This is a genomic window from Brevibacillus sp. FIR094, assembly GCF_050477165.1.
GTDB lineage: Bacteria > Bacillota > Bacilli > Brevibacillales > Brevibacillaceae > Brevibacillus.
The window spans coordinates 309,749-334,395 of the sequence record NZ_JBEAES010000002.1; the positions used below are offsets into that span (position 1 = coordinate 309,749).

26 protein-coding genes and 2 other annotated features are annotated in these 24,647 nt (G+C 46.9%); of the genes, 8 read left to right on the forward strand and 18 right to left on the reverse strand.

Features of this window, described 5'->3' with window-relative positions; all coding sequences use genetic code 11:
- Positions 1-9 precede the first annotated feature (9 nt).
- Positions 10-351 carry an Asp23/Gls24 family envelope stress response protein gene (locus tag ACQ5DJ_RS02810; protein WP_429841074.1) on the reverse strand — a complete coding sequence of 114 codons (342 nt, stop codon included), beginning with the start codon at positions 349-351 and terminating at the stop codon, positions 10-12.
- Positions 352-425: 74 nt separating this feature from the next.
- A complete protein-coding gene (locus ACQ5DJ_RS02815; RefSeq protein ID WP_429841075.1) occupies positions 426-2,054 on the reverse strand; it encodes a thiamine pyrophosphate-binding protein in 1,629 nt (542 codons plus the stop codon).
- A gap of 150 nt (positions 2,055-2,204) precedes the next feature.
- Here ACQ5DJ_RS02815 and sleB point away from each other — a divergent pair, with 150 nt between their 5' ends.
- On the forward strand, positions 2,205-2,972 hold the full coding sequence (gene sleB, locus ACQ5DJ_RS02820) for a spore cortex-lytic enzyme (protein ID WP_429841076.1): 768 nt from the start codon (positions 2,205-2,207) through the stop codon (positions 2,970-2,972).
- A 60-nt stretch (positions 2,973-3,032) separates the two neighbouring features.
- Here sleB and ACQ5DJ_RS02825 read toward each other — a convergent pair whose 3' ends face one another.
- Complete coding sequence (locus ACQ5DJ_RS02825; protein WP_429841077.1) at positions 3,033-3,293, reverse strand: hypothetical protein; 261 nt, start codon at positions 3,291-3,293, stop codon at positions 3,033-3,035.
- Positions 3,294-3,396: 103 nt separating this feature from the next.
- Between ACQ5DJ_RS02825 and cax the strand changes: the two genes are divergently transcribed.
- The gene (cax, locus tag ACQ5DJ_RS02830) at positions 3,397-4,440 is read left to right on the forward strand and encodes a calcium/proton exchanger (RefSeq protein WP_429841078.1); all 1,044 of its coding nucleotides are present in this window, start codon (positions 3,397-3,399) and stop codon (positions 4,438-4,440) included.
- Between the two features lie 56 nt (positions 4,441-4,496).
- Here cax and ACQ5DJ_RS02835 read toward each other — a convergent pair whose 3' ends face one another.
- The 5 genes from ACQ5DJ_RS02835 to ACQ5DJ_RS02855 form a co-directional block, all read right to left on the reverse strand.
- Positions 4,497-5,831: a sodium-dependent transporter gene (locus ACQ5DJ_RS02835; RefSeq protein WP_429841079.1), complete on the reverse strand. Its 1,335-nt coding sequence runs from the start codon at positions 5,829-5,831 to the stop codon at positions 4,497-4,499.
- Positions 5,832-5,893: 62 nt separating this feature from the next.
- Positions 5,894-6,131 (reverse strand) — a binding site (T-box leader).
- Between the two features lie 49 nt (positions 6,132-6,180).
- Positions 6,181-6,420: a binding site (T-box leader), on the reverse strand.
- Between the two features lie 108 nt (positions 6,421-6,528).
- Positions 6,529-6,810 (reverse strand): YlaN family protein, encoded by a 282-nt coding sequence (locus ACQ5DJ_RS02840; protein WP_007725848.1) that lies wholly within the window; start codon positions 6,808-6,810, stop codon positions 6,529-6,531.
- Between the two features lie 93 nt (positions 6,811-6,903).
- Positions 6,904-7,836 carry a glutaminase A gene (gene glsA / locus ACQ5DJ_RS02845; RefSeq protein ID WP_429841080.1) on the reverse strand — a complete coding sequence of 311 codons (933 nt, stop codon included), beginning with the start codon at positions 7,834-7,836 and terminating at the stop codon, positions 6,904-6,906.
- A gap of 72 nt (positions 7,837-7,908) precedes the next feature.
- Complete coding sequence (locus ACQ5DJ_RS02850; RefSeq protein WP_429841081.1) at positions 7,909-9,084, reverse strand: MalY/PatB family protein; 1,176 nt, start codon at positions 9,082-9,084, stop codon at positions 7,909-7,911.
- Between the two features lie 130 nt (positions 9,085-9,214).
- Positions 9,215-10,741, reverse strand: a complete 1,527-nt coding sequence (locus tag ACQ5DJ_RS02855; protein WP_429841082.1) for an AbgT family transporter — start codon at positions 10,739-10,741, stop codon at positions 9,215-9,217.
- Positions 10,742-11,148: 407 nt separating this feature from the next.
- Here ACQ5DJ_RS02855 and ACQ5DJ_RS02860 point away from each other — a divergent pair, with 407 nt between their 5' ends.
- Entirely contained in the window at positions 11,149-11,658 is a 510-nt protein-coding gene (locus ACQ5DJ_RS02860) for a hypothetical protein (RefSeq protein WP_429841083.1), read from the forward strand.
- A 106-nt stretch (positions 11,659-11,764) separates the two neighbouring features.
- On the opposite strand, the gene ACQ5DJ_RS02865 is transcribed toward ACQ5DJ_RS02860, so the two are convergent.
- Both ACQ5DJ_RS02865 and ACQ5DJ_RS02870 read right to left on the reverse strand, forming a co-directional pair.
- On the reverse strand, positions 11,765-11,902 hold the full coding sequence (locus tag ACQ5DJ_RS02865) for a sporulation histidine kinase inhibitor Sda (protein WP_007725857.1): 138 nt from the start codon (positions 11,900-11,902) through the stop codon (positions 11,765-11,767).
- 277 nt (positions 11,903-12,179) lie between these two features.
- A complete protein-coding gene (locus ACQ5DJ_RS02870; protein ID WP_429841084.1) occupies positions 12,180-13,391 on the reverse strand; it encodes an ornithine--oxo-acid transaminase in 1,212 nt (403 codons plus the stop codon).
- 196 nt (positions 13,392-13,587) lie between these two features.
- Here ACQ5DJ_RS02870 and ACQ5DJ_RS02875 point away from each other — a divergent pair, with 196 nt between their 5' ends.
- Positions 13,588-15,006: a sigma-54 interaction domain-containing protein gene (locus ACQ5DJ_RS02875; RefSeq protein WP_429841085.1), complete on the forward strand. Its 1,419-nt coding sequence runs from the start codon at positions 13,588-13,590 to the stop codon at positions 15,004-15,006.
- Between the two features lie 436 nt (positions 15,007-15,442).
- Complete coding sequence (locus ACQ5DJ_RS02880; RefSeq protein WP_429841086.1) at positions 15,443-16,831, forward strand: amino acid permease; 1,389 nt, start codon at positions 15,443-15,445, stop codon at positions 16,829-16,831.
- 282 nt (positions 16,832-17,113) lie between these two features.
- Here ACQ5DJ_RS02880 and ACQ5DJ_RS02885 read toward each other — a convergent pair whose 3' ends face one another.
- Positions 17,114-18,331 carry an MDR family MFS transporter gene (locus ACQ5DJ_RS02885; RefSeq protein WP_429841087.1) on the reverse strand — a complete coding sequence of 406 codons (1,218 nt, stop codon included), beginning with the start codon at positions 18,329-18,331 and terminating at the stop codon, positions 17,114-17,116.
- Positions 18,332-18,465: 134 nt separating this feature from the next.
- Between ACQ5DJ_RS02885 and ACQ5DJ_RS02890 the strand changes: the two genes are divergently transcribed.
- Positions 18,466-19,347: a LysR family transcriptional regulator gene (locus ACQ5DJ_RS02890; RefSeq protein WP_007725870.1), complete on the forward strand. Its 882-nt coding sequence runs from the start codon at positions 18,466-18,468 to the stop codon at positions 19,345-19,347.
- A gap of 8 nt (positions 19,348-19,355) precedes the next feature.
- On the opposite strand, the gene ACQ5DJ_RS02895 is transcribed toward ACQ5DJ_RS02890, so the two are convergent.
- Both ACQ5DJ_RS02895 and ACQ5DJ_RS02900 read right to left on the reverse strand, forming a co-directional pair.
- Complete coding sequence (locus tag ACQ5DJ_RS02895) at positions 19,356-20,024, reverse strand: phosphatase PAP2 family protein (protein ID WP_429841088.1); 669 nt, start codon at positions 20,022-20,024, stop codon at positions 19,356-19,358.
- Positions 20,021-20,473 carry a YaiI/YqxD family protein gene (locus ACQ5DJ_RS02900; protein ID WP_429841089.1) on the reverse strand — a complete coding sequence of 151 codons (453 nt, stop codon included), beginning with the start codon at positions 20,471-20,473 and terminating at the stop codon, positions 20,021-20,023. Before ACQ5DJ_RS02900 ends, ACQ5DJ_RS02895 begins: the two co-directional genes overlap by 4 nt.
- Before the next feature lie 69 nt (positions 20,474-20,542).
- Between ACQ5DJ_RS02900 and ACQ5DJ_RS02905 the strand changes: the two genes are divergently transcribed.
- A complete protein-coding gene (locus ACQ5DJ_RS02905) occupies positions 20,543-20,869 on the forward strand; it encodes a hypothetical protein (RefSeq protein ID WP_429841090.1) in 327 nt (108 codons plus the stop codon).
- A gap of 74 nt (positions 20,870-20,943) precedes the next feature.
- On the opposite strand, the gene ACQ5DJ_RS02910 is transcribed toward ACQ5DJ_RS02905, so the two are convergent.
- Positions 20,944-21,858, reverse strand: a complete 915-nt coding sequence (locus tag ACQ5DJ_RS02910; protein ID WP_429841091.1) for a S8 family peptidase — start codon at positions 21,856-21,858, stop codon at positions 20,944-20,946.
- 187 nt (positions 21,859-22,045) lie between these two features.
- On the opposite strand from ACQ5DJ_RS02910, the gene ACQ5DJ_RS02915 reads away from it, so the two are divergent.
- Positions 22,046-22,318 (forward strand): stage VI sporulation protein F, encoded by a 273-nt coding sequence (locus tag ACQ5DJ_RS02915; protein WP_429841092.1) that lies wholly within the window; start codon positions 22,046-22,048, stop codon positions 22,316-22,318.
- A 112-nt stretch (positions 22,319-22,430) separates the two neighbouring features.
- Here the strand turns inward: ACQ5DJ_RS02915 and ACQ5DJ_RS02920 are convergent, their stop codons facing one another.
- The 4 genes from ACQ5DJ_RS02920 to rnz form a co-directional block, all read right to left on the reverse strand.
- On the reverse strand, positions 22,431-22,520 hold the full coding sequence (locus tag ACQ5DJ_RS02920) for a YjcZ family sporulation protein (protein WP_100169674.1): 90 nt from the start codon (positions 22,518-22,520) through the stop codon (positions 22,431-22,433).
- 128 nt (positions 22,521-22,648) lie between these two features.
- Positions 22,649-23,305: a YczE/YyaS/YitT family protein gene (locus tag ACQ5DJ_RS02925; RefSeq protein WP_429841093.1), complete on the reverse strand. Its 657-nt coding sequence runs from the start codon at positions 23,303-23,305 to the stop codon at positions 22,649-22,651.
- Positions 23,306-23,332: 27 nt separating this feature from the next.
- Positions 23,333-23,557: a hypothetical protein gene (locus tag ACQ5DJ_RS02930; protein WP_017247910.1), complete on the reverse strand. Its 225-nt coding sequence runs from the start codon at positions 23,555-23,557 to the stop codon at positions 23,333-23,335.
- A gap of 43 nt (positions 23,558-23,600) precedes the next feature.
- The gene (gene rnz, locus ACQ5DJ_RS02935) at positions 23,601-24,557 is read right to left on the reverse strand and encodes a ribonuclease Z (protein WP_429841094.1); all 957 of its coding nucleotides are present in this window, start codon (positions 24,555-24,557) and stop codon (positions 23,601-23,603) included.
- Between the last annotated feature and the right edge of the window lie 90 nt (positions 24,558-24,647).

Consider the following 24,647-nt stretch of genomic DNA (forward strand, 5'->3'; position numbering starts at 1 on the left):
CCCTTTTTCTTACTCATCTTGAAGGAGTTCGATTGTTTCCACCCGTACATTCACGGCTTCCACATAAAGACCTGTCAATGTTTCCACCGCTTCTTTTACTTTTTCCTGTAGGACGTGACAGACGTGATGAATCTGCGCCCCATAACGGACGGATACACGCATGTCAATGGTGACTCTGTCGTCTAGTACAGATACGGTAATGCCTTTCGCGCCGCCATTCAGCTTTTTCGCCAAATCTTGATAGATTCCGCCTGAACGAACTGTGACTTCCAACACTTCTTCTACAGCAACGCCAGCAATGATCGCGATCACCTGATCTGCTACTCTGATTTCGCCAAGTCTGTCAGCCATCAGGACGCCCTCCTCTTCGCCCGTTTCGTACTTCCCTTACTGGTTTCATTTGCCTTTTTTTCATTATAAACAAATCATGCTTGGGCTTGGAAGGAAATTTGTTTTTTTCTCTCCGTTAGTGTCGGAGACGTGCAATGAATGTCAACGAGTGTCAACTGATCTGCAGTAAGCGCCTCCCGCAATACCGACTCCAGGGTATGTACCTCTTTGACGACCTTGCCACTGATTCCACAAGCATTCGCCAATTGTTGAAAATCAGGATTACGTAATTTCACGCCAAAGGGGATCAAGCCCGCCTGACTCATTTTGACCTCTTCCAATCCTAAAGTCCCATTGTTCACCACGAGAATCACAATCGGAAGTTGTAGCTCGGCCGCTGTCATAAGTTCCGCCAGATTCATTTGCAATCCCCCATCTCCAGCGACACAGACGACCTGCTTCTCAGGGTAGGTTAGCTTTGCAGCCACAGCCGCAGGCAACCCAAATCCCATCGTGCGCCACTTCCCGGAAAAGAGTGGTGTCTGGTTTTTCCCACGGAACGCACGATTAAACCAGATCGTGTGCTCACCCGTATCTAGGACGATTATCGCATCTTCATTGACCACGCCCCCAAGCGTATGCATCAAGGTTTGTGGTTTTACTTGTTCACTCGCTTGTTGAATGATTGCTTGCTCTGTTTCCCCGCCAAACTCTCCATGCCACCGCTTGATCTGTTCTTGCCACGCATCGTCCTGTCTGCGCGATTGCAATCGTCTCATCCAGATTGGCAGAACATCGTCTAATTCAGCCGTGACAGACTGGAGGTAGGGATGTGCATGTATCGATCCAGGCTGATGATCTACTTGAATGACGGACAGTTTCTTGGGCAAAAAAGCGCGCGGGAACCAACTCGCTCCCAAAATCAACAACAAATCTGCCTCCGCTAAGGCACGTAAAGTTGTTTCGCTGCCCCCCTCTCCCCATCCGCCGATCACAAGTGGATGAGATTCATCTACCGCTCCTTTTGCTCCGAGCGACAGCAACACGCCTGCTCCTAGCTGTTCTGCTAGCTTTACACACGAATCCGCCAATTTGCGGGCACCGATACCAAGCAGTATGAGAGGCTTTTGCGCCTTTGCAACCTGCTCGCAAGCGAGCTCGATCTCCATCCGATCAGGATAAATGGCATGTGGAATGCGTGGAAGTGCTGGAAGGACAGCATCTGAAGTCGTTTGGGTAAAAACGTCCTTGCAAATGGAGAGATGCGTCACTCCTTTTTGCTGCATAGCTGTGATAAATGCTTTGTGCAAAACACTTTGGACGGCATTTGGATGCGTAATCGTCGTCGAATAAAAACTGATGGGGCGTATCATGTCTTCTTGTGAGATAAACTGCTTGTACGCGCCACCCAGCTTGTATGTCTCCACTTGACCTGTAATCGCAATGACTGGTGCGCGATCCGTATGCGCATCTGCAAGTCCATTCAGCAGATTGACGAAACCCGGCCCCATCGTCGCGGTACAAACAGCCGGAATTCCCGTCAGTTTTGCTTCCGCACTTGCCATCATGGCCGCAGCAGATTCATGCTTGCAGGCAATGTATTGAATGTCAGATTGCTTCGCGATCTGATCCAGCCAGGCAAAGATACCGTCACCTGCCACCCCGTATATTCGTTTAACTCCCCATCTGATCAATTGTTCCGTCAAATATTGCGCGACCTGCATCAAAATCTTCCCCTTCCAGAACGATAGTGCACATACATTACTCGTAGTCTACGCATTCTCCAATATTTTACTAAGGCCAAAATGACGGAAGTTGGAGAACCTAACAATAATCAACTGATATTCAAATCCATACCCGAAGGAGGGTAAGAAATGAAACAGCCTGTCAAATGGCTGCTAGCTGTAGTAGTATTCGCACTTCTGGTTACGACTGCGGTTATGGTATCTCCGTTACGCTCAGATGCATTTAGTAAGCAGATCGTCAAAGTAGGGGCAGAAGGCTCAGACGTGCGTGAAATGCAGTATCGCTTGAAGCACCTTGGATTTTATACGGGAAAAATAGACGGCGTATTCGGGTGGCGCTCGTATTGGGCGTTGCGTAACTTTCAGTATGAGTTTGGTATTACCATTGATGGTGTCCTCGGTGCCCAGACGAAAGTAAAGCTGTACAACGCAACGAAAAATTATAAGCCCACTGCTTCTGATCTCGGGGTGCCACAAACCGCAACTCCTGCACCGGCGAAGCCTTCTACGCCTTCTAAACCTACGTATCACGCAGCTGGTATTTCAGAGAACGACCTGCGCTTGATGGCGAATGCCGTGTACGGGGAATCGCGTGGAGAGCCTTACATCGGCCAAGTAGCAGTTGCTGCTGTTATTCTGAACCGGACGAAGAACGCATCCTTTCCCAATACACCCGCTGGTGTTATCTTCGAGCCTCGTGCCTTTACAGCTGTGGCGGATGGTCAGATTTGGCTGGCACCGAACGAGCAAGCAAAAAAAGCAGTGAATGATGCGCTCAAAGGTTGGGACCCAACAGACGGAGCCATTTATTATTTCAACCCGGATACAGCTACATCCGGTTGGATTTGGAGCCGCCCTCAAATCAAAAAGATCGGCAGACACATTTTTTGCCGCTAGCATTCCATAAAAAACAGGCACGACAGTTGTAAACTGCGTGCCTGTTTTCCTTTTTGAGTTTCATTTCGAACGTTGTGATTGCATATGCTGGGCCATTTTAACGTAGCGCTCTTCCGGTTCTGTGGTCCCACAAACTCCACATTGTATCATGTAGTTTTCACCTTTGTACGGCTGGTGAAACATATCGAGCTGTTCTTGATGGAGCTCTGCTACGACTTCGCCTGACTGTGGGTCCAGTCTAATATAGCGAGGGATCTGCTCGATGACAGTGAACCTCATCCGATTCGATTTACATGTCGGGCATAACAAAGGCTGCGTCATAAAAAAACACCTCACTTTTCTTGTTCATGGTTAGTTTTGTCCAGAACAGGAACTCTATACCTATGAGGTTTTAGGGATGAGTAAAAACTGCTGAGGTGATGATATGAACTTGAGACTCTTTTTCTCATTAGTAGGCGGGAGCATGCTGTTAGCTCTTTACGCCCACTATTTTTCTGGAAATGAAATGCTCCAATTCGTTACGTCTTCACTTGCCATCATTTTTTTGGCGGCTTGGCTCGGAAAATCGACAGAGAGCGTCGCCCATTATGCTGGGGACCGCATTGGCGGCTTTCTTAACGCTACCTTCGGAAATGCCGCAGAACTCATTATTGCTTTTTTTCTTGTGAAAGAAGGCTTGTTCGATATGGTCAAAGCCTCTATTACGGGTGCGATCATCGGAAATATGCTGTTGGTTCTTGGCTTGAGCACATTACTGGGCGGTCTCAAGTACAAGGAACAAACCTTCAATAGCAGGCTGGCAAGTCACAATGCGTCCTTGATGACACTTGCGATCGTCGCTTTGTTCATCCCGGCAGTTTTCATGTTCGATCTGCCTATGATCAAGGTGGAGATCATCAGCATCGTCATCGCCAGCCTGCTCATTATTGCTTACATTTTGTGGCTTATCTTTTCGATGATCACCCACAGCGATTTTTTATCGGATATCGAGCCGCAAGAAAGTGATGCGGTATGGTCAAAGGGTGTCTCTCTCTTGATGCTTGCTGTCTCCACTTTTGTCGTGGCCGTTGTCTCGGAATGGCTGGTAGAGGGTGTACAGCATGTCTCGAAATCGTTAGGATGGTCGGAGTTATTCGTCGGTGCCTTTGTCATTGCGATCATCGGAAATGCCGCGGAACACAGCGCTGCCTTGCTTTTGGCACTAAAAGGACGCATTGGTGCAGCAGTCGAAATCGCGATTGGCTCCAGCCTGCAGATCGCCTTGTTCGTAGCCCCTACTCTCGTCATCATGAGTCTTTTGCTAGGCAATCCTATGGACATTGTGTTCACTACCTTTGAACTGGCTGCGATCGGAGTTGCTACCTTTATTACGATTTCCATCACGCGGGATGGCGCTACGAACTGGTTTGAAGGCGTACTTCTGTTGACGGTGTATATTATTTTGGGTACGGTCTTTTTCTTCGCATAGGGCGCAGGAACAAAACAAAGGCTCCGCCATCCTCTGTGGCGAAGCCTTTCATTGTTTTACCAGATACCCAGCATTTGCGTGAAAACGGCGAGAATCGCGATAGGTGCTACATATTTAATCAGGAGAAGCCAAATGATAAACATGCGTTTGCCCAGAGAAGTATGCGCCTCCAGCTCGTTTATCAAGGTCTCACGCTTCATTTTCAACGGAACGAAGATCGCAATGAGCAGCGCTCCCATCGGCATCAAGATATTGCTGACCAAAAAGTCCATCGCATCAAAGATAGATTTGCCGAACAGCGTAACCTCACTCCATACGCCGAATGACAAAGCCGATGGTACACCGACGATAAAAATCAACAGACCAACCACCCAGGCGAGACGCTTGCGCTTCTTTTCGTCTCCCTTTGCGAGAGAAGCAACAATAATTTCCAGCATGGAAAAAGCCGAAGTCAATGTAGCGAAAAGGAAAAGCGCCAAAAAGATTAACAGAAAAAGGCTACCGAGAGCAATTTGTTCAAACACGGAAGGCAGTACGATAAACAGTAATCCCGGTCCCGCTGTTGGTTCTACTCCAAGGGAGAAGACTGCTGGGAAAATCGCCAAACCAGCAAACAGCGATACGAGCAGATTCAAACCGACAATCGATCCAGCAGAACGAACGAGACTTTCGTTTTTGGCAAGGTATGAGCTGTACGTGACCATGACGGACACCCCGACACTCAGCGCGAAAAAGGATTGACCCAATGCGTACAGAATCGATTCAGCACTCAGCTTGGAAAAATCAGGACGGAGAAAGAAGGAAACGCCATCCATCGCCCCATCCAACGTCAAGGAGCGAACCATCAATACCATAAATAAAAGGAACAAACCAGGCATCATGTACTTATTAGCGGACTCAATTCCACTCTGTACGCCTCTCGCTACTACCCACGCGGTAATGAGCATGAAAACCAGCTGGGCGACTACTGCACTAACAGGATCACCGATGACGTCACCAAACACTTTGTCATAAGCTGGCCCTTGCAATTGACCAGTAAACCCGCGAAGAAGATAACTAAGAATCCAACCTCCCACCACACTATAAAAAGACAAGAGCAAGAAGCAAGTGATCACACCAAGGCGACCAATCCAATGCCAGAGTGAGCCGGGCGCAATTGTTTTATACGCACTGATCGCCTCTTTTTGTGTACTGCGTCCGATTGTGAATTCTCCTAGCAGCAACGGAAGACCAATTACTAGCGTAAAGATAATGAATAGCAGAAAGAACGCTCCACCACCACTCGTTCCGACCATATAAGGAAATTTCCAAATGGCCCCTAGTCCGATCGCCGAGCCCGCTGCCGCCAAGATGAACCCGAGCCTGCTCGTCCATTGTTCGGATTGTTTCATAGTTTTCACCCTCCAAAGATATTCTTTATGCTCAAAAAATGGATACAAAAAAACCCGCCCCAAAAAGGGACGAGTTACTCATTTCTCGCGGTACCACCCTACTTAGACATCCCCTATAGGCGATGCCTCGCTTCGTCATTGTTAACGGGTATGACCCGGACTCTCCTACTGGCGGCGCCTGCGTTCAGAGGTCAGCTCAAGAGTGAATTCAACGGGGCTTACATCAGGCTGCTCTCAGTCTTTGGCAGCCTTCCCTGTCATGCAGCAGGTCCGTTTACTAGTCTCTTTCCTTGCTTGTTTCTATAATTAAGTTGTTGGGCGTCTTGCGAAAATAAAAAAACCCGTCCATAAAAGGGACGAGTTATTCGCGGTACCACCCTGATTAAGTGCACGGGATACAAATTCCCTACGCACTTCTCTCCATCATTGATAACGGGAATGACCCGATTCCTCCTACTAGGCAAATGCCATTAAGAGGGCTGCTCAGGAGGGAATTCTACGGGGCGCGCTTCAAAGCTGCTTACAGTCTAAGGCAGCTTCTCCCTGACAAGCGGTGATTCCGCATACTAGTCTCCGTCAATGCATTTCAAAATTAATAAAAAATTATAGAGTTTAATTTAATATAAATATACGAAATAGGCAAGTGTTTTTTCTTTCAACAAAATGAAAAGCGAGGATAATCGCCGCTCTCCTCGCCTTACTTTTGATTAAACAGTTCATGAAGATGGGCCAGTTTACGTTCCAATGACCCCATAATTTCTCGACCAATGTCTTCGCTAATCAGTCCTAAGCGGACCGCGTACTCTACTTCACGAGAAAGCCCGAACATTTGGGTATCCAGCACTTCTTCATACAGTGGGCACTGCGGCATGGTCAGGTTTTCCATCTGTACGTCGATCAGCTTGTAAATTTTGTCGGCGTCTGCTTGAAGCAACGCTAGCGCTTTTTGTTCCAGATCGGGAACCTTAATTTCTGTCAAAACCTATCCCTCCGTTTGCCTCCATCCTTATCATACATAGTACGCGATTCTGGGCCATTTGAAAAGGGGAGAAGACAGATCAACTGCAAGAAGCTAAAAGATACCAAGCTTCCACTCTTTTGAGAGTAGCTCCAATAGCTTGACACCGGCTACTGAATTTCCTTTTTCATCCAGGGCAGGGCCGAACACGCCAATCCCCATTCGCTGTGGCACTGTTGCCATAATACCCCCGGCAACCCCACTTTTCGCGGGGATTCCTACGTCAATCGCAAACTCGCCAGAGGCATTGTACATCCCACAAGTCACCATGAAAGTCTTGCAGATTCGCGCTACTTCTTCTGGAATCACTCGCTCACCTGTATTCACGAGAATTCCGTCTGCTGCAAGCACCATCCCTAGTGTAGCTACTTCCTTCGCTGTCACTTCTATCGAGCAATGGCGAAAATACAAATCAAGCGTCTCTTCTACATCCGTTTCCAGAATGCCGCTGTCCTTTAAAAACCAAGCGAGGGCACGATTGCGATCAGCCGTTTTCTTTTCAGAACAATAAACAGCTTGATTAATAGAAAGATGAGGATTGCCCGTCATTTTCCGCATCAAATCTAGCACAGCATCTAGCCGCTCGTCCACGTTGGCACCGCGAATCATGCCCGCAACCGCAATGGCTCCTGCATTGATCATCGGGTTCAGTGGTTTATGGGATTCGGTCGTCTCCAACTTAATAATCGAATTAAACGGGTCTCCAGTTGGTTCTTTCCCCACATGCCGAAACACGTATTCCTTCCCGTTCTGGCATAAGGCGACGATCAGAGAGAAAATCTTGGAGATACTTTGCATCGAGAAAGGCACATCTGCATCGCCAGTAGAAAATATCGTCCCATCGGGCAAGCATACAGCCACTCCCAATTGATGTGAATCGACTTTTGCCAATTCAGGGATGTAGGACGCTACACTCCCCTTGTTTGTATACTTAAGTGACTGGTTGCGTACTTGCTCCAATTGTTCGGACGCTTGTTTCAAATCCATCGAAAAACCCCTCAGTCTATTACGTCGATGTATATAGATTCGATTGTAGATTTCTACATGAGACATGTCAAATTATCCCTGCTTCTGCACGGCATACTCCAATCGTTCCATCGCTTCGACTAGAATCGATCTCGGGCAAGCAAAATTGATTCGCATGAACCCTGCACCATCCAGTCCAAACGTCGTGCCATCGTGCAAACCGAGCTTTGCATCCTCGCGAACGAGCTTGTTCAACTCCGCCTGACTACGTCCTAGGTGCCTAAAATCCATCCAGCCCAAGTATGTCGCTTCCGGAAGTGCCATGGATACCCCAGAAATACGAGTCGCTAAAAACTCATGCACATAGGCTGCATTCTTGCGTAAGTAGATCAACAGTTCTTCCAGCCATGCTTCTCCATGTTGGTAGGCAGCAATCGTTGCTTCCATCCCAAATAGATTCAGATTCTCGTAACCCATTTTGGATGCCGTCAAAGAAAAGTTCCGCAATAACTGCTGATTTTCTGTCATCAAATAGGAAGTATACAGCCCAGCCAAATTAAACGTTTTGGCGGCTGATAGGAAGGTTACACTCTGGTTGGCTAATTCCGGTGGTAGCGAATAGTAAGGCGTATGAATATTTGGCTCATAGACCAAATCCGAATGAATCTCATCGGCAACCACAATCACGCCATTTTCTACACACAATCTTCCCAAGCGCTCCAGCTCTTCTCTGGTCCATACTCGCCCGATCGGATTATGGGGTGTGCAGAGCAGCATGAGCTTCACTCGCGGGTCGCTCAGCTTTTGTGTGAGGTCATCCCAATTCATTTCATATCGCCCGTCACTCTCTAATAGTGGGCTGGTAACGACGTGGCGTCCGCGATTTTCGACTGCATGGTAAAAAGGATGGTACACAGGCGTCTGGATCAAAACACCATCTCCCGGGGCTGTAAAAGCCTCTACGGCTACGTGAATGCCCGGAACGACCCCAGGTATACCTGTCATCCAGCTCACTTCTACCTCTACACCAAATCGCTTGTGTATCCACTCTTTCAAGCTCTGATAAAGGGCATTCGACTTCAACGTGTATCCGTATATCGGGTGACTCGCTCGTTTGATCAGTGCCTCTGTGATTTCAGGAGCGCAAGCAAAATCCATATCCGCCACCCAGAGCGGAAGCATTCCTTCACCGTTCACTTTTGGATTCTGAATCTCCCATTTGACACTATCTGTCCCTCTGCGTTCGATGCGCTGATCAAAATCGTACACTTTCGTTCCCTCCCTTATTCCCTTCACATGCATACACACAGCATAAACCGTCTTTTTCCAATTGTCCAAGCTTCAGGTGTACGAAAAAAAGAGCCGCTCAGTGAGCGACTCTCTTCTTCCTATCAATAGATTAACGAGCGTATACGCCAGGACCAAATGGGAGATCAAGGTAGTACCATATTGTCAATTGCAAGATCCAAATGACCAGGAAAACGATTGCAAATGGAGTCATGGTAGAGAAAATCGTTCCCATTCCCGCATTCTTATTATACTTCTGATAGAAAGCCAGAAAGAGCGGGATGTACGGATTCACAGGTGAGATCGTATTGGTTGCAGAGTCCGCAATCCGATAAGCGGCCTGGATAAACGCCGGGTTGTAATCCAACAGCATCAGCATTGGCATGAATACAGGTGCAAGGATCGCCCACAGCGCTGAACCACTCGTGATAAACAAGCTACAGATACCCGTGAAGAGTGTAAAGGCAATAATGATCGGCAAGCCAGTCAAGCCCATGTTTGTCATGAATTCTGCGCCATTGACAGCCATCAAAATACCAATGTTGCTCCAGTTAAAGAACGCGATGAACTGTGCTGCTGTAAACGCTAACACAATAAAGCCGGACATATCCTTGATTGCTTCGGACATGTAATGCGGAATGTCTTTCGATGTTTTAATCAGTCCCATTGCTCTACCGTACACAAACGATACGGTTACGAAGAACAACAGGATGATAGGAATGATCCCTTTCAAAAACGGTGATGTCAAGAAGTCACCTGTCTTTGGATCGCGCAACAGTGAGCCTTCTGGAACGACCAGCAATGCTACAATGACTACGAAAATCAGCGCTGCGATACCCGCTTTGCGCAGTGCTTTGTTTTCTTGCGGAGTTACTGCTTCGAATTGTACGTTTCGATCTCCGTGATATGTGCCAAGACGTGGTTCGATAATTTTATCGGTAATCCATCCTCCAAAGAAAGCGAGGATGACAACGGAAGCTGACATGAAAAACCAGTTATCTACTGGCGTAACCATTGCATTCGGATCAATCGTTTTCGCTACTTCCGTACTGATTCCTGCCAAGAGAGCATCTGTACCGGCAATAAAAAAGTTCGCTGTAAAACCGGAGGATACACCAGCCATACCAGCTGCAAAACCTGCAATCGGGTGACGCCCCATTGCCAAGAACACAAGACCGCCAAGCGGAGGAATAATAACCATGGCTGCATCAGAAGCAAGATTTCCTAAAATACCGACAAAGACAATTGCATAACTGACAACCGATGCCGGAATGCCTGCCATCATTTTGCGTAAAACTGTCGTCAAAAGACCGATTTTTTCTGCCAGTCCAATTCCAAGCGTCATCGCCAGAACGAGACCAAGTGCTGGAAATTCAATAAAGTTTTTCAGCATACTTGTTAAAATCCAGTGAATCCCTTCGACGCTAAGCAAACTCTTAACGGCAACCTCTTCGCCTTTTGCAGGATGCATAACCGAAAAGTCCATGGCTGCGAGGATTGCAGAGACTACCATTAATACACCACACAAAATAATGAACAAGACAAATGGATGCGGGAGCTTATTCCCTACCGTTTCAATCCATTTTAGGATACCTTTTTGCTTCATCAAATCTGCTTGCACATTCGTGCCTTTCGCCATAGTTTCGCCCCCCTAAGTCGTTTGAATTCCCCAAATGTTCTTGATTCTCTGCGCCCATCCTCGGGATGAATGATGTGGTCTTCCTTCTCTAGCGCTCATCGCCGTTGATGGTTTAGCGGGAGAAAGACGAAGTGAGCTGCCCTTCTTTCGTGAAAGCCTTTCCAAGAATCGAAAGGCTTGTACACAATGCCTTTTATCTGACCCCAACTTTTAAGTAGGAGTTCAAGTATCGCGGGCAAAGTTCACTCTCACATAATAACTTTCTAATATGATTATATAATCTGTAAAATGCATGTCAATAATTTTTAGACTATTTTATGAAATTTTCGCTTTTGGGATAATTGCTGTCATTTGCGAGTCTATAGTAATATAGAGATTGATTACGAATGATCACGGAGGAATGACGCATGTCTGATGTTATCGTGTTCAAAGGGGCCATTGCTTTCCCTATTACATTGGACCCAACCGTTTGGGTTTTTGATGAACGCAAATTCGATCTGAAAACATACTCGGGCGAAGATGATAGCTCGCTGGCTACACAAGCAAAGTACTTGTCTGGCACGGGTACGCAGTGGGATAAGGAATTGCGCGAAGGGGCTACGCTTCCTTCCGAACGAAAAAGCTTAGCCGAAGAACGTAAAGTGCTCGAAGGCGAGTACGGAATCCGCCTTGATCCCTTCATTACAAATGCTGAGCCACTACCAGAGGTGACTCATGTCCGTCTACACCGTGATGATCAGGAAGCGATCGTTCTTCCACTTGCAGAGGCAAGAAGAGCCATCCTGCAATTCTCCAAAGACGGCAAGCCCATTAAAGAGGACGGTCCTGTGTACTTATATTTGCCGGAAGTGTTGCTGGCAAATGAAGCGCCAATCAAAGGAATTACCGCTTTGGAGTTTATTACGGAGCAAGCGTAAGACTAGCCACTTAAGATCATTCTCTCTTGGATAACAAAAGCCATCCTCCTTCGAAAAAAAGAGGATGGCTTTTGCCATATGTTACGTATGTCTGATGATTTTGCTCTTAGGCGCTGAACTGCGTGATACGGATATTCCGATGCTGTAGTTCTTCGCGAAGCAATTCGATAAAAGCTGCATCTAGTTGAAGGTCGACAGCGCGATGATATACTTCTATCAACATTTGGTCACTTAAGTATTTCACCTGTGCTCACCTCCATCTTTAATATGAGCCCATTGTACCAGAAGCTTTTGTATCGAACAATCGTTCGGATATCCACAAGCAATGTGGACATCTTGTTGGTAACATGTGGGCAAAGTGTGTGTAACTTATAAGTATCCAAGCATTTCCTTTGTGGATGTTTTTTTCCTTTTATCCACAGTCAGTCGAAATTTGTCGAACGAATGATGCGACTATTCTGTCATCACGACCACCTCAAGAAAAAAAGCCACCCTGTACAGGATGGCTTTTGTCGTTGCTATTATGCGTTTGCAGTTTCTGTCACGTGCAGAACTTGCTTGATGCGATCAATTGCCCAATCCAGGTCTTCTTTGCTGATGACGAGTGGCGGTGCAAAACGAATGGTTGTCTCATGTGTCTCTTTGCACAGGAGTCCCAGTTCTTTTAGTTTTTCGCAATATGGACGAGCCGCTGTTGTCAGCTCCAAGCCAATGAACAGACCGCGACCGCGAATATCCTTGATGATCGGGTTGTTGATTTCTTTCAATTTCTCCATGAAGTATGCCCCCATTTCCAGGGAGCGCTGTACAAGACCTTCGTCAGCCAATACATCCATAGCTGCGACGGCAACTGCACATCCGAGTGGATTTCCGCCAAAGGTAGAACCGTGGGAGCCTGGCTCAAATACGCTCAAGATTTCTTTATCTGCTGCTACTGCGGAAATCGGGAACACGCCACCACCAAGAGCTTTCCCCATGATGTACATGTCTGGTACTACATCTTCCCAATCGCTGGCAAACATTTTACCTGTACGACCGAAGCCTGTTTGGATCTCGTCGCTGACCAACAGTACATTGTTTGCTTTACATACCTCTTGTGCCTGCTTCAAGAAGCCCTCTTGCGGAATGATGATCCCTGCTTCGCCTTGGATCGGCTCCAGCATGAACGCTGCTGTATTCGGTGTAATCGCTTGCTTAAGCGCTTCGATATCGCCATAAGGAATGATTTTGAACCCAGGTGTAAATGGTCCGAAGCCACGTCTGTACTCTTCTGCAGAAGAGAAGGAAGTTATTGTGACAGTACGACCATGGAAGTTGCCTTCACATACGATGATTTCTGCTTGGTTCTCTGGTACTTTTTTCACATCATAAGCCCAGCGACGAACCGCTTTGAGTGCTGTCTCTACTGCTTCTGCACCGGTGTTCATTGGGAGGATCATTTCTTTTCCTGTCACCGCAGAAAGCTTTTCATAAAATTCACCCAGTTGGTCATTGTAAAAAGCACGGGAAGTGAGCGTTACTTTATCTGCTTGATCTTTCAGAGCTTGGATGATACGTGGATGACGATGCCCTTGATTCAGCGCAGAATATGCACTCAGCATATCCAGATATTTATTGCCTTCCGGATCGTGTACCCATACGCCTTCTGCTTTGGAAATAACGATCGGTAGCGGATGATAGTTATGCGCACCGAATTTTTCTGTTTGTTCAATAACCACGTTTGTTTTACTCATGTCGTTAGCCTCCTTCAAGATCACTTGCTAAAATTATCTAGCAAGAACGATGCCAAATAGGAAAACCCCACAAAGTCGATCCAATCCGATCAAACAAGCAAAAAAATTTTGCATCTCGCATTCATATTCTTTTGCAGTGCATAATGTTTTTGCACTCATTCCCTTTATGCTATGATACCCTCATAAGGAAAGGCTGGTGACCACGGTGTCGTCTTCTAGGCAAAATTCTTCAGCTGACACTCTCTTGCGCATTTATGAACATATTTTGGACAGAATGAATGAAGGTGTACATGTCATCGATTCAGACGGGACAACGATTGTTTACAATTCCAAAATGACCGAGCTGGAATTGATGACCAAACAAAACGTTTTGCACAAACCTTTGGCAGAGGTTTTTCAGTTCCCATCTGGACAGGAAAGTACCTTGCTCACATGCTTGCGTACCGGAAATAGCATTCGCAATACACGCCAAACGTATTTCAATGACAAGCAAAAAGAAATTTCAACCATCAACCATACGTACCCCATCATTGAAAATGGCAAGATCATCGGCGCAGTGGAAATCGCAAATGATGTTACCAAAATGGAACGATTGATCAGAGAAAACTTGCTGCAAAAAAACGGGTCACGCTACACATTCGAGCACATTATCGGGAGAAGCGGTCCTATTCTCGATGTCATAGAGAATGCCAAACGTGCAGCACGCACCTCCTCATCCGTATTGGTCGTCGGTGAAACGGGGGCCGGAAAAGAGCTGTTCGTGCAAAGCATTCATAATGCCAGTCTCCGTGCTTCTGGTCCCCTTATTTCACAAAACTGCGCTGCGCTTCCGGATAGCCTGATCGAAGGGCTTTTGTTCGGAACTGCTCGCGGAGCATTTACTGGCGCAGTGGAGCGACCTGGATTGTTTGAGCAAGCGGAAGGCGGAACGCTTTTTCTCGACGAAATCAACTCGCTTAGTATGCCACTACAGGCAAAATTGTTGCGTGCTCTGCAAGAGAAGTCGATTAGACGTATTGGTGACACAAAGGATCGGTCCATCGATGTACGAATCATTGCAGCTATTAATGAAGATCCTGTTGAGGCAATCGCCAATTCGCATTTGCGAAAAGACTTGTACTATCGCCTCGGAGTCGTCACCTTATTTCTCCCCCCGCTTCGGGAGCGCATGGAAGATATTCCGATGCTGGTCAGCCATTTTATCGAGAAATACAATGAGCTGTTCCAAATGGAAGTAAGAGGAATCAGTGACGAGGTTCTGCAATTTTTTATCCAGCATGACTGGCCTGGCAATGTGCGTGAACTTCAACACTTGATTGAGGGTGCCATGAATCTGATGATTGATGAATCAACTATCCGCTATGAACACTTGCCTTTACACTTTTTGCGTCGTACGCCAGCCGCTTCCGTAACGATCGAGCAACCCTCCCCTCACACGTTGCCTTTTGTGAACGAAGGAAAGCCGTTGAAGGAAACCATGCAAGAATTTGAAACAGCATATATTCACCATGTTGTGGAACGCTATAACGGAAATATTTCAAGAGCAGCCAAGGAATTACAAATTAGTCGTCAGAGTCTGCAATATCGTTTGCGTAAGCTTGGGATTAAAGGATAGAAGTTCTTTCTGGTTTGAGTCAACATAGTGGAGGAGAACACACCCTCAAGGGTGATTCACTGTCCGTCTCCACTTCATAAAGGGGCCCGTCGATCCAAAGCCAACCTACGGGCGGAAGTTTCTCGAAGAAGAAGTGTTCGACAAGCGTGGTCCCCTTTTTGAAGTTCCGACTGGGTAGGCTTAGTCATATCTTAAGATTTTTTCTTACAGTCCCGATATTACCTTATCATTTTTAATAAACGCCAAGAGATTTGGCGTTTTTTTAATTATTTTGCATCAACTGCCGAATCATTTTGCACATTTTGGTAGTATATACCTCGAAAATATTATTTTCATAAATTATTTCTTTTGGTATCATTCTTGCAGAGCATATATCGCTATCGCGCCTGAAAACGCATACATCCATTGAACATACTCGCGTGAAGGAGAGGGTTATATGTCCACAAGCAACATGGAGCAGCACAATCAATTGAAACGCACGATGAACAGCAGACACCTCTTTATGATTTCTCTTGGCGGCGTAATCGGTACCGGGTTATTTCTCGGATCAGGTTATACAATTAGTCAGGCAGGACCAGTTGGTGCCATTCTCTCCTATTTAGTCGGAGGCTTTATCATGTACCTGACTATGCTATGTCTGGGCGAGCTGACAGTTGCCATGCCAGTGGCCGGTTCGTTCCAAACATATATGACCCGCTTTGTTAGCCCAGCACTTGGGTTTGGTGTAGGCTGGTTGTATTGGCTTGGTTGGGCCGTGACCGTTGCTTTAGAGTTGTTGTCATCAGGAATGCTGATGCAACGTTGGTTCCCTGACTCACCTGTTTGGATGTGGTGCGCGATCTTCGGTGCAGTGCTCTTCTTATTAAATGCTTTATCAGCTCGAGCGTTCGGTGAATCTGAGTTCTGGTTTTCCAGCATTAAAGTAAGCGCTATCATCTTGTTCATCATCTTGGGTGGAGCGGCGATGTTTGGCTTCATCGACCTGAAAAACGGTCAGCCTGCGCCAATGCTCACCAACTTTACAGAAAGCCCGCTTCTCCCCTTTGGAATCACAGGCTTGGTGATGACAATGATCACCGTGAACTTCTCCTTCCAAGGTACCGAGCTGATCGGGATTGCGGCTGGAGAAAGTGAAAATCCAGAGAAGACGATTCCGAAAGCTATTCGTACGACGGTTTGGCGCACACTCGTTTTCTTCATTCTGGCGATTGCCATCGTGGCAGGGATGATTCCACACCAACAGGCGGGTGTGATTGAAAGTCCGTTTGTCGTCGTTTTTGACAGCATTGGGATTCCTTATGCCGCTGACATTATGAACTTCGTCGTCTTGACAGCACTTCTATCGGTGGCCAACTCTGGTTTGTACGCAGCAACTCGTATGCTCTATTCCCTGTCCAAAGAAGGTATGGCTTCGAAAAAACTTGGGGCCATAAATGGAAAAGGGATTCCGATGAACGCCTTGTTGATTACGTTTGCAATTGCTCTCTTGTCTCTTCTGTCTGGTATTTTTGCAGAAGATACGGTGTTCATGGTACTGTTATCCATCGCTGGTCTCGGCGCACAGATAGGATGGATCTCCATCTCCGCTTCGCAGCTCGCTTTCCGTCGCCATTACCTGAAAAATGGAGGCAAGCTGGAGGATCTGAAGTTCCGTACACCTTTGTATCCAATACTGCCTTTGGTTTCCTTGATCTTGAACTTGCTCGTTCTCGTAAGCTTGGCATTCGATCCAGAACAGCGCATCGCCTTGTACTGCGGAGTTCCGTTCATGATCATTGCGATATGCGTGTATCAATTCCATTTTAAAAAGAAAATCGAAGCGTAATCACAAAAAGAAAAGCTTGCAGCCCCTCTTTCAAGAAGGGACTGCAAGCTTTTCTTGTTTTATATGTGATGCGATAGGCTTGGCAATACTACAATGAGATTCGAACAATTTCCGTAACGACTACCATGGCAAAGACTGCAAATCCAAGGGAACTCGTTACCAGCAACATGCGCTTCAGCTTTTTCATATCTTCCATAAAATTCCCTCACTTTCTTGCGCCAATCATCTCTATCGTTATATACGTATGAACGATGGAAAATGTTTCATTTCGCCCAAAAATATTTACGAGCGAGCTATTTTTTTCAGATCATTCCCGATTTGTCCGGTTTGTTGTTCCATGCGATGCAGCATCCAGGCCACCAAAAACCCGATGACCAAGCAAATGGTCCACGGCAGCCAAGGCGTTTGCATGCGCAGCCCTACATCGTACACCCATCCTCCTGCTATTTGTCCGAACGAACCCCCGATGGCAATCGAATACCCGTTGAAGCCGTAATAGGCGCCAACCAAGTCCTTGGGAGCAAAGCGTGGAACGACATCCACCAGATTCGGAACAGCAATCATGGTACCCAGTGCAAACAGGAACACATCCAAGAGAATGAGCCACAATGAATCGGCAAACGTGAACAGAAATAGTCCCACACTCATAAACAACGTCCCGATGCCAATCAAGGTAAGCCTTTGCTGATAACCCTCCAGCAATTGTGTCACTTTCATTTGAAATAAGATCACAAACAGCGAGAGCGCAGAAAGCACGATCCCTACATTCACCTTGCTATGCGTAACATTCTCAACAAACAGCGGAATCGTTAAAAACACCTGCATATTCAAATAATAATACCCCATCAAAATAAAGGTATATCGTACAAACAGCTTGTCCTTCACTACCGTGGACATACTTTCCCATATACTATGCCGTGTATTAGTGGCGCGAATCGGTGGGAATAAGAAGAAGATCACGATTGCATTCACTCCGAAAACGGCCCCTGCAAACAACGAAATGTACGTAAAATCAATAGCAGAGAGTGCTGTCCCAACGATTTGGGAACCGACAACCGCAATATTACCAAGCACATTGCGAAGGGAGAATACTTCTTTTCGGATGGCCTCAGGTGTAATAATCGCATAGGCAGCAGAGCAAGCAGGCTCAAATAACGCCCCACCCAATCCGGAAAGAATCGCGGCAACAAAAAAGTGCCAGGTCTCGGTACAAAAAGCGAACATCGCAAAACCAACGGCACGTACGCCCAATCCGAGGAACATCGCCCCTTTGTATCCGAAGGCATCCGCGATCACACCGCCTAAAAAGGCAAGACCTTGCTGGGAAAACTGTCTGACACTCAGGACAATCCCTGCCATCGCCAGTGTCCAGCCGATACTGCCCGTCAAATACAAAGTGAGATACGGGATTAATGCATAAAAACCCATATTCATCATAAATGATGTGCTTAGCAGCAACTTCACTGAAAAGGGCGTTTCTCGCCACCATTCCCACTTCATCCCAATACCCCTCGCTCTCCCGATAGCCCGCATGAAATAAGGATATCCCCAGATTAGCGAACAGGGTATAATTTGGGAAACGAACATTTTTGTATATGGTAATCAAATATTTAGATAAGAGGGATTCCAACTGTATGGACTTCGAACAATTACGCGCTTTCTACACATTGGCCCAAACGAAAAATTTCACCAAGGCTGCGGAAATGCTCCACTTAGTCCAGTCTACGGTGACAATGCGAATCAAGCAACTGGAAGAAAAAGTTGGCAAACCTCTTTTCATTCGAGATAAAAGAAGTGTTGAGATTACCCAAGCGGGCTTAACCCTTTTACCGTATGCAGAGAGAATCCTCAAACTGTCCCATGAAGCCCTAAATGAAGTCGCTTCACTCCAGCCTTATGAAGACTATTTATCGATCGGTAGCTTAAACGCGATCTGGACTTCCACCCTCGAACCGATCTTGAAAGAGTACCACTATCGATATCCACAAATTGCGATCAGCACAAAGACAGGGCACTCGTCCGATGTCATCCAGTATTTGCTGGACAACGTGATTCAAATCGGAATCGTGTACGTTCCCCCATCCTTGCCCAACTTTGACGTTATTCCAACATGGGATGATGAAATTGTCTTGGTTTGCTGTCCAGAGAGCCCCATTGCCACATCTACACACGTCGATTCGCGCGAGCTCCGCAATCTGCCTCTACTTTACATGAATTGGGGCCCTCCTTTTAACGAGTGGATTAGACAGACACTGCCGCGTAATTACGTACCCAAGCTGACAGTAGACAAAGCCGAACTCGCCATCGATCTGATCAAAGAAGGTCTCGGCGTGAGCTTGTTGACGCGCTCTACCGTCAAAGCCGAGCTTGCGGCAGGTACCTTGAAGGAACTGATCATAACAGGCAATAAACCTCCCAAACGCTCGGCGTACATCGTCTTACCAAAGGACAAAAAAAATAAACCCAGCGTAGAAAAATGGCTGAGTTTAATGAGTGAATTAGGGTATTCCACCTAGCTTGCTGATTATCTGGATTGCGGTATGGGGTCGACGACCGTGCTTCGTCTCCCCATCCATTCTTCAAAACCAAGACGAAGGAGAAAGTACCAGCACATCGACAGGAAAAAGCCGGTAAGCACATCGCTCAAATAATGAACCCCCAAGTACACACGGCTGAACGCGAGCAATGCTACGAAAATAAAAACCGCAGGCTGTATGAGCGACGACCATCTTTTCTCCGCAAACCACTGGGCAATCCAAAACGCGACCATGCAATAAAAGGCTGGTCCAATCATCGCATGACCACTTGGAAACGAAAAGGACTCCGGCAGCTCAATCAAATTGACGCCACTCGGTCTAGGTCTCTCAAAGAACCGCTTTAAAAGCTCATTCGCTACTTCACTGACACCGAGGGAAATGAGAACAAACATTGCCTCCACACGATATTTCTTTATGTATAGGACAACGAACATGATCACCGCTACAGGTACAAGGAACATGCCTCCTCCAAGATTGGTTACCAATCGAAAAAAAGCTGTCCCAACATCCGAGTGAATCGACTCTGCAAATGCAATGGCAGCTTGATCCATACCTGCCACTTTCCCTGCTACGTAGAGGGCAAACATGATAGTGGCAAGTACCGCAAATGTAAGTGCTCCGCGGACATATTCATTTTTTCTAGTTGTCTGATTCATTGTGGATCTCCTCTTTCCATCAAAAAGCGCAAGGACTCAGCAAATCGTTGATCGTCTTCACGGGTGCGAGCAGCAGGTCCCTTCGTACGACCTCCCCCGCGCCGATATCTCGCTTTTTCATTTCGTTCTTCCAAATGAAACGTAATCCGTTCTGGGTCAAAAACCATCCCGTGCGGTGTTAGGGCATGAGCTCTCTTCCCGAGAATGAGCGCTGCCAGACCAATATCCTGCGTCACCACGACATCCCCAGAACTCGTTTCGTTTGCCAGCTTCATATCTACCGCTTGTGGGCCGGCATCTACCGTTACATGATTTGCGTTGCCGATTTGATGATTATAACTGGCAAAGGTCAAACAAATCCAGTCGAGCTCCTTGCACAATGCTTGGGCAGTTAAAAGTGCCTGGCGCGGACAAGCATCCGCATCGATAAGAACACGTCCTTTTGACATGGTTGCTCCTTTCGTGTGTATTTCTCTCCCCGTACCGATTCATTTTTGGTATGATGGAAGTGGAGAGGAGTGAGTTCACCTTTGCGCTATCAATTTATCAATGATGAACGACTAGGTATACGACTTCCCGTGCTGCATTTGGAATGGGAAGATTATTCGAATGTAGAAAGAGCGGACATGTTGCTGGAATGGGAAGAAATTCGCGCGACCATTCCGGATAAAATACACCGTGTAGAAAAGGTCATTATCGAGAAAACCAAACAAATGTCCGAAGAAGACAATTTCGTAAGATCTTGCGAATTGAACAGTGAGATCCACGAATTGGCCAGTGTTATTAATGATCTTAATATATGGTTCCGTGTCCAGCAAGACCATGACACCAAAATCCATCAATAATTCGTTTATAAAAAGCAACAGCTCCTTGGCTTCATTTTAGCCTAGGAGCTGTTTTTTTCGTAGGAGCGCTATACTTATTTTCGCTTGCGACCAATTTCTAACGCCTTCAGCCCTGCTACATGCGGGGCAGCCATCGAAGTGCCATTCAGCTTTTTAAACTGATTGCCCGGCCACGTAGACAAAATATCAACCCCGGGTGCCTTCATATTTGCACCCTTGCCTCTCGCACTGAACGATGCCAATTTTCCCGTTTGATCAATCGCACTAACCCCTAAGACACCATCGTACCGCGCTGGATACTCCACTTCTCCTCCTCCGTTGCCTGCAGAAGCTACCAATACGATTCCTTGCTGATGGGCCCGATTAACTGCTCTCGCCATTGCTTCGCTATACTGGGGCATTCCAAAGCTCATGTTGATAACATCCATCTTATTGGCAATTGACCATTGCAGGGCATGTAAAATGGTCGACAAAGATGATTGACCTTCATGATCAAAAGCACGGACGTCATACAAATGGGCCTCTGGAGAAACTCCGACAATTCCTCTTTGGTTCATCTCAGCTACGATGATCCCTGCGACATGCGTCCCGTGTCCATTTTGTTTGCCGCGCACTAGCTGGACGCCACCCTTTATTTGATCCCTCAAATCAAAATGATCGCGGGAGATTCCCGTATCGATGACAGCGACCTTGACTCCTGCTCCACGCCCCTTTCGCCACAATTTCTGTGCCCCCACATATCGCACGCCCCACGGGATTTCATCCTCCCCTTCCGCATGGACGCTTACGGTGATGTTCTCTTCCACCATCGCTTTATACCTTCGAAAAAGCTCTTCATGCTGCTCAAAAGTCTTTTGTTTGACACACAAGCAAGAAAGGTCATCATAGCATCGCCATGGAAGTCTCTCGGTTTTGGTCAGAACCTTGGTTTTCAAATCTGACAGTATCTCGGTAAACGGCGTATCCCGATGAAAGCTGACAATTTTCAACCCACTAGCCTCCTGTCATGCATCGTTCTGACTCATCCTATGTCACGGCTCCCTCTGTGGGTTTGGGCCATTGCACAACGTTGACCAAAATAGGCGAATAGCCGCGTGAATCTGTCCAAGCGAACTCCCTTGCTTTTCCATATAACTGCATAGGGCAGGCGTATTCCTTTGAAAGGAGCGAAGCATCGTGGCAAAAGCAAAAGGAAAAGCAAGTGCAAAGGTCAAGCAAAAAGCGAAGGGCAGTCCACGTGACTTACTGAAATCCATCAACAAGAAAAGCAAGAAAAAATGGACGATGGGCGATGTACGATCACTGGCAAGAGACTTCTCCATGAAAGACTTGAGGGATGACAAGAAATTAAGCGAGCTGATTAAAAAAGTCAGCAAGGCGGTCGGAGTCAAATTATCCGATCAGCAAATGTCCAGCGTAAAAAAACAAGTGCATGATCGCCTCGGATAAGAAATATCTCCCCTTGGCTTCGCCCCTCTTTGGCGAAGCCTTTTTTTGCAAAACAAAAGAGAGAGCGAAAAATCGCTCTCCCTCCTGGCGAAGCTAATGACCAGTGTTTTCGTTAGTCGCAAGAGCAAGCAACGATAACGAGCAGTACGAACAACACCAGTATTAAAGCAAAGTCGTCAAATCCTCCGTTGAACAGACTCATTCGCTTTCCCTCCTTTGCCAGCAACTAATCATACTGTATGTGCGAGTGCTCAAAAATGATTGGACCATCGCCTATACGAGAGTGTTTTTCCTGGTTTTTTACACAGTTACTGGCAAATGGAAAGGAGATTAGCTCGCTTGTCTTTCAACGGGCTCTGGCAGTCCATACTGCTTTTTCATGACTTGACGCCAAAACGGAATCGTACGTTGAATCATCGGTCCCGTTAACAGTGCAATCAGTATCGTGCCGATTGACACAGGTCCACCCAACGCAGCACCTGCAAACAGTACGGTAACTTCTATGATGAGTCTGACTCGCTGGATACTCCAGCCAAGACGCTCGTTCATCGCCAGCATAAAACTGTCGCGCGGTCCTGCCCCAAGAGAAGGAGATAAATACATCCCGATCCCGACAGCTAAAACAATAACACCTGCGAGAAACATCAAGAGCCTCGCCCAGATAGATTGCAGCTCAGGAATAAAATCTAACCATAAGATAAGATCGAGAAAAACACCAAAGCAAATCATATTTAAGAACATTCCAAAATTAGGCTTCATTTTTGCCACGAAATAAGTGGCGAAAATGACAACGACTCCTACAATCTGAGACCATAGGCCGATCGTTAATCCAAATGTTTTTTGTAGGCCAATATGAAAGGTTTCCCAAGGTGCTACGCCGAGGTTTGCTTTAATGGCCAGTACCGTACCGAATGCACCGACGAACAAGCCTAGTACAAACATCATGTAGCGAATTGCGATCGACCTGTTGAACCCTCTGCCAGACACGTCTCTTTCATCTCCTGACGATGTGGTTTACTTCCAGCCTGCAATGACTTCGTAAAAAAGCCCGTCCTTCCGGTAATACGCTTCGGATTTGGAGAAGTTCAGGTAGGTCTGTGCCTCTGCAAGCTGCTCTCCCGTCAAAATGACCTGGCGTTGCTTGTTCACATCGTCTCGATATTCGACGACGAGGCTGACTTCTTCCGACTGACAATGTTGAATGAGTTCTTCTGGTGTAGCAAAGGTAATCCGCTTCATTCTCCCCCACCTCCTCCATCGTGATCACTCATTATAGCAGGGATTATGGCTTTCTCCCATCGTTTCTCTCGCGCTTTATAGAAATGCTGCCAAGATCATCAGCCAATTGGGTCGCCGGAAAAATTTGCTGCGCTTCTGCTAACAGATCCTCCATCGAAAAATCCCCGTCTTCATCTTCATAGCGTGGACTAAAGTGAGTCAGACACAGTTCTTTCACGCCCGCGTCTTTGGCAATTTGAGCCGCCTCAAGTGCTGTAGAATGCCCGCTTCTGGTCGCCAGCTCCTTGTCGTGATGAGCGTAGGTCGCTTCGTGGACAAGCAAATCTGCCCCTTTTGCCAGTTCCACAACCGCCTGGCTCGGCTCCGTATCTCCACTGAAGACGATTTTGCGTCCTGACTGCGGCTCTCCTACAAAGTCCTTTCCGTCCAGAACACGACCATCCTCGAGTGTGACCTGTTCTCCTCTTTTCAAGGCTCCAAATAACGGCCCTGACGGCACCCCTGCCTGCTTTGCCAGTTCTACTTGAAATGCTCCTGTCTTTTCCTTTTCCATTATAGAATAAGCAAACGAAGGCACGCGATGCTTCGCCATTCGACAGCTCACCACGATTTCTTCGTCCTCGTAGATTACGCCCTCACTGACGATTTTTAATTCCAAGGGATATTGCAAATGAACTGGACTTGCCTCCATGATAGCTCGAAAATATCGGTCGAGCCCTGGTGGTCCGTACAGCTCTAACGGAGTCGGTTCGGTATTGCGCAAAGACCGACTCGCAAGCAGTCCGATCAGTCCATACAGATGATCCCCATGCAAATGGGTGATAAAGATTTTATCCAATTGACTAATTTTCATTGGTGCTCGCAGTAGCTGGTGCTGAGTTCCCTCTCCGCAGTCAAACAACCACCACTTGCCTGCCTGTAAAAATCGCAAACCAATCCCACTCACGTTTCTTCGCGTAGTGGGTGCACCTGATCCGGTGCCTAAAAATGTAACGATCACGCTATGTCCATCTCCTTTGTGGCCTTCCCTCATCACGTGCCTGTCTCTATCTCTAGGCATTCACCCTTTTTTGTCTGGGCGCATAGCCTA

What these genes read in the sequence shown, in the direction of transcription:
- ACQ5DJ_RS02810 (WP_429841074.1), bottom strand. Translation starts at nt 351, where the DNA reads ATGGCTGACAGACTTGGCGAAATCAGAGTAGCAGATCAGGTGATCGCG.
- ACQ5DJ_RS02815 (WP_429841075.1), bottom strand. Translation starts at nt 2,054, where the DNA reads ATGCAGGTCGCGCAATATTTGACGGAACAATTGATCAGATGGGGAGTT.
- sleB (WP_429841076.1), top strand. Translation starts at nt 2,205, where the DNA reads ATGAAACAGCCTGTCAAATGGCTGCTAGCTGTAGTAGTATTCGCACTT.
- ACQ5DJ_RS02825 (WP_429841077.1), bottom strand. Translation starts at nt 3,293, where the DNA reads ATGACGCAGCCTTTGTTATGCCCGACATGTAAATCGAATCGGATGAGG.
- cax (WP_429841078.1), top strand. Translation starts at nt 3,397, where the DNA reads ATGAACTTGAGACTCTTTTTCTCATTAGTAGGCGGGAGCATGCTGTTA.
- ACQ5DJ_RS02835 (WP_429841079.1), bottom strand. Translation starts at nt 5,831, where the DNA reads ATGAAACAATCCGAACAATGGACGAGCAGGCTCGGGTTCATCTTGGCG.
- glsA (WP_429841080.1), bottom strand. Translation starts at nt 7,836, where the DNA reads ATGGATTTGAAACAAGCGTCCGAACAATTGGAGCAAGTACGCAACCAG.
- ACQ5DJ_RS02855 (WP_429841082.1), bottom strand. Translation starts at nt 10,741, where the DNA reads ATGGCGAAAGGCACGAATGTGCAAGCAGATTTGATGAAGCAAAAAGGT.
- ACQ5DJ_RS02860 (WP_429841083.1), top strand. Translation starts at nt 11,149, where the DNA reads ATGTCTGATGTTATCGTGTTCAAAGGGGCCATTGCTTTCCCTATTACA.
- ACQ5DJ_RS02870 (WP_429841084.1), bottom strand. Translation starts at nt 13,391, where the DNA reads ATGAGTAAAACAAACGTGGTTATTGAACAAACAGAAAAATTCGGTGCG.
- ACQ5DJ_RS02880 (WP_429841086.1), top strand. Translation starts at nt 15,443, where the DNA reads ATGTCCACAAGCAACATGGAGCAGCACAATCAATTGAAACGCACGATG.
- ACQ5DJ_RS02885 (WP_429841087.1), bottom strand. Translation starts at nt 18,331, where the DNA reads ATGAAGTGGGAATGGTGGCGAGAAACGCCCTTTTCAGTGAAGTTGCTG.
- ACQ5DJ_RS02890 (WP_007725870.1), top strand. Translation starts at nt 18,466, where the DNA reads ATGGACTTCGAACAATTACGCGCTTTCTACACATTGGCCCAAACGAAA.
- ACQ5DJ_RS02895 (WP_429841088.1), bottom strand. Translation starts at nt 20,024, where the DNA reads ATGAATCAGACAACTAGAAAAAATGAATATGTCCGCGGAGCACTTACA.
- ACQ5DJ_RS02900 (WP_429841089.1), bottom strand. Translation starts at nt 20,473, where the DNA reads ATGTCAAAAGGACGTGTTCTTATCGATGCGGATGCTTGTCCGCGCCAG.
- ACQ5DJ_RS02920 (WP_100169674.1), bottom strand. Translation starts at nt 22,520, where the DNA reads ATGAGTCTGTTCAACGGAGGATTTGACGACTTTGCTTTAATACTGGTG.
- ACQ5DJ_RS02930 (WP_017247910.1), bottom strand. Translation starts at nt 23,557, where the DNA reads ATGAAGCGGATTACCTTTGCTACACCAGAAGAACTCATTCAACATTGT.